The organism is Treponema sp. (genome assembly GCF_045657965.1).
Classification (GTDB): domain Bacteria; phylum Spirochaetota; class Spirochaetia; order Treponematales; family Treponemataceae; genus Treponema_D.
The window spans coordinates 1-6,431 of sequence record NZ_JAZOUG010000107.1 but is presented as its reverse complement, the minus strand read 5'-3'; the positions used below and the strand labels follow the sequence as shown (position 1 = coordinate 6,431).

The following is a 6,431-nucleotide window of genomic DNA, read 5'->3' as shown; positions in this document are numbered from 1 at the left end:
TTTTTTGATATTTTATTGACTAACTCCCCGTATTTTAATTATAATTATCAGTATCTCCAAAAACTCTAAATGTACAGAATTATGAACATACAGCAGAATGATGATTTATCAAAAGCATATGCTCTCCTCGAAGAAGGCAAGCCCTTCCAGGCGAGGGAAATTCTGGACAGAGCACTGGAATACAATTTTGATAACACTGAATTGATTTTTGCGCGCTGGTGCTGTTCTTACTGGACAGATTTTGTACAGACACTGTCAAAACTTGATTCAACAGAACGCGGTGACAGTCTTATTGCCCGCTGGAAGGCTTTCAAAATTGATTACGAACGGCAGAAGCAGATTTTTCAAAAACCGCTTTATGCCATTCAAAAAGGTATTTTCCGTCTTGCTTTAGACTCTTACGAGTCTTTTCACGAAGAAGGAAATCAGCTGCAGCAGGCAGAACTTCTAAGAAAAAAAGGCTTATGCTGTAAAAAGCTGGGAAAATACGAAGATGCACTGAATCTTCTTACAGAAGCACACCAGATTTCAATGTCATCCGCTGTAATTATTTCAGAAATGGCAGACTGTTTTGCGCTTTGTGGTGAAGACAAAAAAGCGAAAGTGCTTTTCAGGGAAGCATTTTTTATTGATGCACAAAAAATTGAAATTCAATTTCTGGATTCAGACTTAATTGCAGGTCTTATTCAGCGCATCAAAGAAAAAGGTTATTCCGGCTCAGAACTTCAGGCATGGATTCCTGTATACGGAGTGTTATACGGGGTATTCAATGTAAAAAGGGAGTTACGTCCTCAGGAAGTCGGCCGGCTAAAACAGGAAATATATGCTTTGGAAAATGAAATTAAGGATCCTGCAAGCGATTCAAAAATTCTAAAACCAAAGCTTATAAATATGTATTTTTGGCTTATTGACCATTATGCACGCACGAACGAAGGCAGTGAAAAAATTAACACATGTCTTCTTCAGATTCGCGTACATGATGAATCTATATATAGAATGTATACAAAATAATTTGGCAAGGAGAATTTTATGTCAAAAGAGCTAGTAGAATTGGTTCAGGCAAAACTTAAAGAAGACACCTGGACACGCGCAACAATCAGTAATTATTCAAAAAATGACCTGATTGAATTGACCACAATCGTTGAAAAAGCAAAAAATGAAAACTGCATCGACGAAATTAAAGCAGTATGCGATGAACAGCTTTTGCATACAAAGGACAGTATTTCAGCGCTTTACATTTCAGGAATGCTGGCTCTCAAAAAAGGCTCTCTGGATAATTCTTCACTCGAAACTCTTGTTGACATTTTTCAAAACAACCACAAAGAACCAATCGTTGTTTACATGTGTGAAACGATTCTTGCCGATGACACATCAAACAAATTCGCATTAAGAACTCTTGCTTCAAACTTTGAACAGTCTGGCAATTCTGAGCTCTGGAATATCTACGAAAAAATCGTAAAAGTTGATTTTACAGAAGCTGAAATAGCAAAAAAACTTGCAGACCACTATATGGCAGACGGTGATACAGAAAAAGCAAATGATTTCTATAAAAAATCACTTCTCCGCTATGTAAACAACAAAAACATAAACTCTGCAAGTGAAATCTGGTCTAAATTAGTTGCTGCAATTCCAGAAGAAATTGACTTCTTCCTTCTTGTACAGCGCAAAATTGCAAAATCAATCAGTGCAGATAAATCAGCTTTAATGATGCAGGAACTTTATGCTTACTACAAAGACAACAAAAAGTGGGATACTGCAATTGATATTTTAAAGCTCAACCTTTCAATCGATCCAAAAGATTCATGGGCACGCCGCGAAATCACGGACTGTTACGCACAGAAATATGCAAATCACAGTCATGTTGAAGAATATATCCGCTCTTCAGACCTCAACCAGAGCTACCGCAATGTTTTTGAAGCAATCTCTGACTTCGAAAAACACATTGCTTTTGATGCAAAGAACTTCGTTTATCACAGAACATGGGGTGTTGGTGTAATCATCAAAGTTGAAAATGATACACTTACAATCAATTTCGGTAAAAACGGTAAAAAAGAAATCTCTCTTAAAATGGCAGTCAGTGCATTACAGCCGCTTTCACGCGACCATATCTGGGTTATCAAAGCAACAGTCGGTTCAAAATCTTCAAAATTCAGCACAAAAGAAGCACTTGCAAAAGAAATCAAAACAAATAAAGAATGGGCACTCAAAACAATCATCAAGAGTTTTGACAACAGCTGTGACTTCAAAAAAATCAAGGCTGAACTTGTTCCTTCAATTCTTACAGCGAGCGAATGGACAAGCTGGAACAGCGGTGCTAAAAGAGTACTCGAACTTGATTCAACATTCGGCGTAAATCCAAACAACATCAACGAATATACAGTCCGTGAAAGAGCTATTACTCCGGAAGAAAAATACTCAAATGAGTTCAAAGCTCAAAAACAGTTCTTTGCACGAATCGACATTCTTTATAAATTCATTGAAGACGATGAAACAGACAAAGAAAGCGAACTTCTTGCAGATATGTTCAGCTATTTCACTGGCTTCCTTAAATCATTCAGCGAAGTTGATGAACAGGTAATTGCTTCATATCTTGTTGTTCAGCAGCTTGGTCAGGAAATTCCAAACCTCAGCTTCCAGAGTAAATACACCTTCTCACAGCTTTACAACGAAATTGAATCTCCAAAAGAAATGTACTCAATTCTCAGAGGTTCTAAAAAAGGCGATTTAAGAACTAAATTCCTTCAGGCTGTAAAAATGCTTCCAGACTGGGAAGACGAATACATTAAAATGTTCCCTTCAATCCTCAAAAAAGAAGTTCTTGCAGCAATTATCAATGCAGGTGATGTCGAAAAAGTTAAAAAACTTGTATCAGACTCATTTGAAGACTTCCGTACTTACCGCGATGTAATTCTCTTCCTGTTTGATGACTGCAGCGAAGAAGACTGGTTTAAAGAAGCCGGTGTTCCTCTCCAGAAGCAGCTTATTGCAATCGTCAATATTATTTCTCAGTGTTTCCGCGAAATTGATAACCATGTTGAATCAACAGAAAACAAAAAAATCATCAAAAATGCTTGTAAAATGCTCTTTGAAAGCGGAAAATATTCAGCATACATGCTTTCGTGTGACATCGACCAGATGGGCCATATGTACACCCTCGTTGATGACATTAAAGAACTTGACGGCGTAATTAAAACACAGCTGCGCAACAAGATTCTCGAAAAATATCCTGACTACAAATTCCATACAACTGAAGAAAAATCAGCTTCTCCAAAAGGAATGCTGGTCACAGCAAAGAAACTCGAAGAAAAACGTGCTCTTCAGGAAAAAATGGAAAAAATCGACATTCCTGCTATTGCAAAAGAAGTTGCAGAAGCAAAGGAAAAGGGCGACTTAAAGGAAAACGCAGAATACATTGCTGCAAAAGAAGCTCAGCACAAGCTCGGAAACGACCTCAAACGTCTTCAGGAAGAACTTGCACGTGCAGTTATCTTCGATCCGACAACAGCAACATCATCACTCGTTTCTTTCGGAACCACTGTTACACTTACAAACAAAGATTCCGGCAAAGACGAAGTTTATACAATTCTTGGTCCATGGGAATCAGATCCGGAAAACGGCGTAATTTCTTACATGTCACCGTTCGGAAATGCAATTCTCGACCGCAAAGTTGGAGAATCGCTCACATTTACAATCAACGAGCACAAATACAACTTTGAAGTCAAAAAGATTGTAATTACAAAGATGTAAAAAAATGTCCCGCTTCGGCGGGATTTTTTTTTGCGAGGGAGAGAATTACGGATTATACCTGACTTCATTTGCAATCATCGACATAATCATTTCCCGGCTTTTTCTGATTTCTTTTAGAACTTCATCCTGTGAACCGCCAAATAAATCCGCAGGCGAAACAGAAAGTTCTTCACAAAGTTTTTCAATCAACGCTGCCGAAGCAAACTGAATTCCAGTTTCTATAATCGAAAGATGCTTTTGGGAAACTCCTAATCTTTCAGCAAGCTGTTCCTGAGTTAATTTCCGCTCATTACGATATTTTTTAACATTCCGCCCGAAAAGCTGTGGAATAGATTCTTTTTCAGACTGTAAAATCTTCTTCATAGGTAAAAATTATTAACAATGAGAAAGATTTCTAAACTTGTAATAAAGTAATAAATATACCTTTTAAGAAATATTTTAATTGATTTCTCTGATTTCGCAGATTATAATATTACTTTAAGAAAGGAAAATTTTACCAATTTAGTGGAGGAAAAGGATATGAAAAATACTGACGGAAAATGCAAAATTTATCGGACTCTTATAATTATATTTACTACACTTTGTCTTTTTACTGTTTTTTCTGCCTGTTCTGATGGCGGTGGCGGAAGCGGAAGCTCAGAAACTGTCACAAAATATTCATATAACCTTACTTCATATGAAAATTACTACCGGGTGAATGTATTTTATTGTATTGAAACAGAATCGAATTCATATTATGTAAAATCTTATGAAATTCACCTTTTTTCAAAGACAAATTCAAATTACAAAAACAAGGCTGGAAATGAATTATGTGACATGGTAAGAACAAAGGCTGTTACGGCAAGTTCTTCTGAGAATAAAACACAGGCTTCTGCAACAACTACAAGCGCAACAAATTCTTCAACAGGTGTTAAGACAACTTATAACATCCCTGCAGGACTTGAATACACTGTTTACTATTACTTTTAAAACAAAGGAAAGAGAGTAAATCAAACTAAATGGATAAAATAAACTTACTCGAAAAATTAAAATCATTCTGGTTCTCATTTAAGAATAAAAGCGACTATGAATTATGGGAGATTTTTATCCGTATTGCAATGATTTATGCAGTTTTAGGTCTAATTATAGCACTTGCAAGAAACTAAAAAACATCAACAGAAATAAAGGAGCTGTTATGCAAAATCTTATCAAAATGAAAAATATTTATTTTCAGCAGGAATTTTCTGAAAGCACAAAGCAGCGCATTTCTACTTTTTTCAGTTTTTCTGCTGATGAAGAATTGCTCTGCGGTGTATGGACAGGTGCATTTTTAAGATATGGTTTTGCTGTCAGCAATAAAGGTCTTTACTGGTATTTAAAATCAAAAAACGGCATAAAATCAGGAGCGGTTTCCAAAAATCAGTATACCGACATTAGAATTTCAAAAAATGCTTCATCTGATAATTCTGTAGCAAGTCTTTCGGATTCAGTTACAGAATTTTATACAAAACTTGAAATTCAGTCAGGCGGTAAATCAGAAGAATTTTACATAACAGGTTTAAGTGAAGAAAAAGAAAAAACTCTCTGTGACATCTTAAAATTTGCATTTACGCAGTCAGTTCTTCCTCAGACTGATTTAGGAAAGCTTATAAAATCACCTTCTTTAATTTTTTTGAGAAGTTTCTGTGATGAAATTTTAAATATCGCAGATGAAAACAATAAAAGGCTGAAAGAATTTAAAAATTCTGCAGCAAAGGCTTTTCATAAAATTATGCATATAAACTTCAGGATAATACGCGCTGAAAACAATACAGAATCTAGAAGTACGGACATTGAAAAAAGCGAAGAAATTCTATCTGGTAAACAGACAGATGAATCTGAATCATCAGAAACAGAGCAAACTGAAACCCGTGATACTGAAAAAGAACCAGTTCACGCCGCTCCGGAAAAACAAAATCCTGCACTACCTTTTCTTCTGAATATCGCTGATATTTTTGCAGGTGTTATCATTATCTTAAGTCTCATTATTCTACGAAGGACGAATTTACTCTACAAATATGCCAGTCTTTCCGAGCAGTTTTCAAAAATCGGCCTTTCTGTTTACACCGTGCTCAAATGTGCTATCGCCTTTTATTCAAAGAAAACCACAAGAAAAATCATCGCCCTTATTCTGGTATTCATTTCGATATTGTCTTATATCATGCTCGCTTATACGCTTACAATGAGCTCATCAAACGGCTATTTACTTTTCATGATAGTTGCCGTTGCATTATGTATTCTTTCATATTTTGCATTTGAATTTGCCTGCGGTGTTAAGACAGAAAATATCATCAGAAAAATTATAACTGTTGCTGTTTTGACATTTGTTGTGTACATCATGGCCAGTTATATGAAATATGACTTGAAAAAAGAACTCATCGATTCTGCACGAGAATTTTTCAGACAATTGAGCCGTTTCCTCGATACACTCTAACTTTTCCATTTTCACTTTTCTTTTTTCATGCTACAATATTTCTGATGATTCATTTCCTCTATAATGGCGGTATAAACGACACTTCGGTCTCTGCCGTCATTATTTCAATTTCGTTCATTCTCATTGCAGGCTTTTTAATGACGCGCGTAACAAAAAAGCTGCGTCTTCCAAACGTTACAGCCTATATTGTTGCAGGAATTTTAATCGGTCCTCACTGCTTAAATCTGGTTCC

Annotated in this window: 5 protein-coding genes and 1 pseudogene; 5 read left to right on the top strand and 1 reads right to left on the bottom strand. The window is 36.0% G+C overall.

Translation table 11 applies throughout. From position 1 onward, the window contains the following. Positions 1 to 81 precede the first annotated feature (81 nt). The gene (locus ACKI5B_RS04005) at positions 82 to 1,011 is read left to right on the top strand and encodes a tetratricopeptide repeat protein (RefSeq protein ID WP_407426069.1); all 930 of its coding nucleotides are present in this window, start codon (positions 82 to 84) and stop codon (positions 1,009 to 1,011) included. Positions 1,012 to 1,029: 18 nt separating this feature from the next. Then, positions 1,030 to 3,747, top strand: a complete 2,718-nt coding sequence (gene greA / locus ACKI5B_RS04000; protein ID WP_407426067.1) for a transcription elongation factor GreA — start codon at positions 1,030 to 1,032, stop codon at positions 3,745 to 3,747. A gap of 45 nt (positions 3,748 to 3,792) precedes the next feature. Here greA and ACKI5B_RS03995 read toward each other — a convergent pair whose 3' ends face one another. Continuing rightward, a complete protein-coding gene (locus ACKI5B_RS03995) occupies positions 3,793 to 4,110 on the bottom strand; it encodes a helix-turn-helix domain-containing protein (RefSeq protein ID WP_407426065.1) in 318 nt (105 codons plus the stop codon). Positions 4,111 to 4,266: 156 nt separating this feature from the next. Here ACKI5B_RS03995 and ACKI5B_RS03990 point away from each other — a divergent pair, with 156 nt between their 5' ends. The 3 genes and pseudogenes from ACKI5B_RS03990 to ACKI5B_RS03980 all read left to right on the top strand — a co-directional run. Further along, complete coding sequence (locus ACKI5B_RS03990; RefSeq protein ID WP_407426063.1) at positions 4,267 to 4,716, top strand: hypothetical protein; 450 nt, start codon at positions 4,267 to 4,269, stop codon at positions 4,714 to 4,716. A 205-nt stretch (positions 4,717 to 4,921) separates the two neighbouring features. After that, a complete protein-coding gene (locus ACKI5B_RS03985) occupies positions 4,922 to 6,199 on the top strand; it encodes a hypothetical protein (RefSeq protein WP_407426061.1) in 1,278 nt (425 codons plus the stop codon). A 44-nt stretch (positions 6,200 to 6,243) separates the two neighbouring features. Continuing rightward, positions 6,244 to 6,431: pseudogene (locus ACKI5B_RS03980) on the top strand (cation:proton antiporter); the annotation flags it as partial.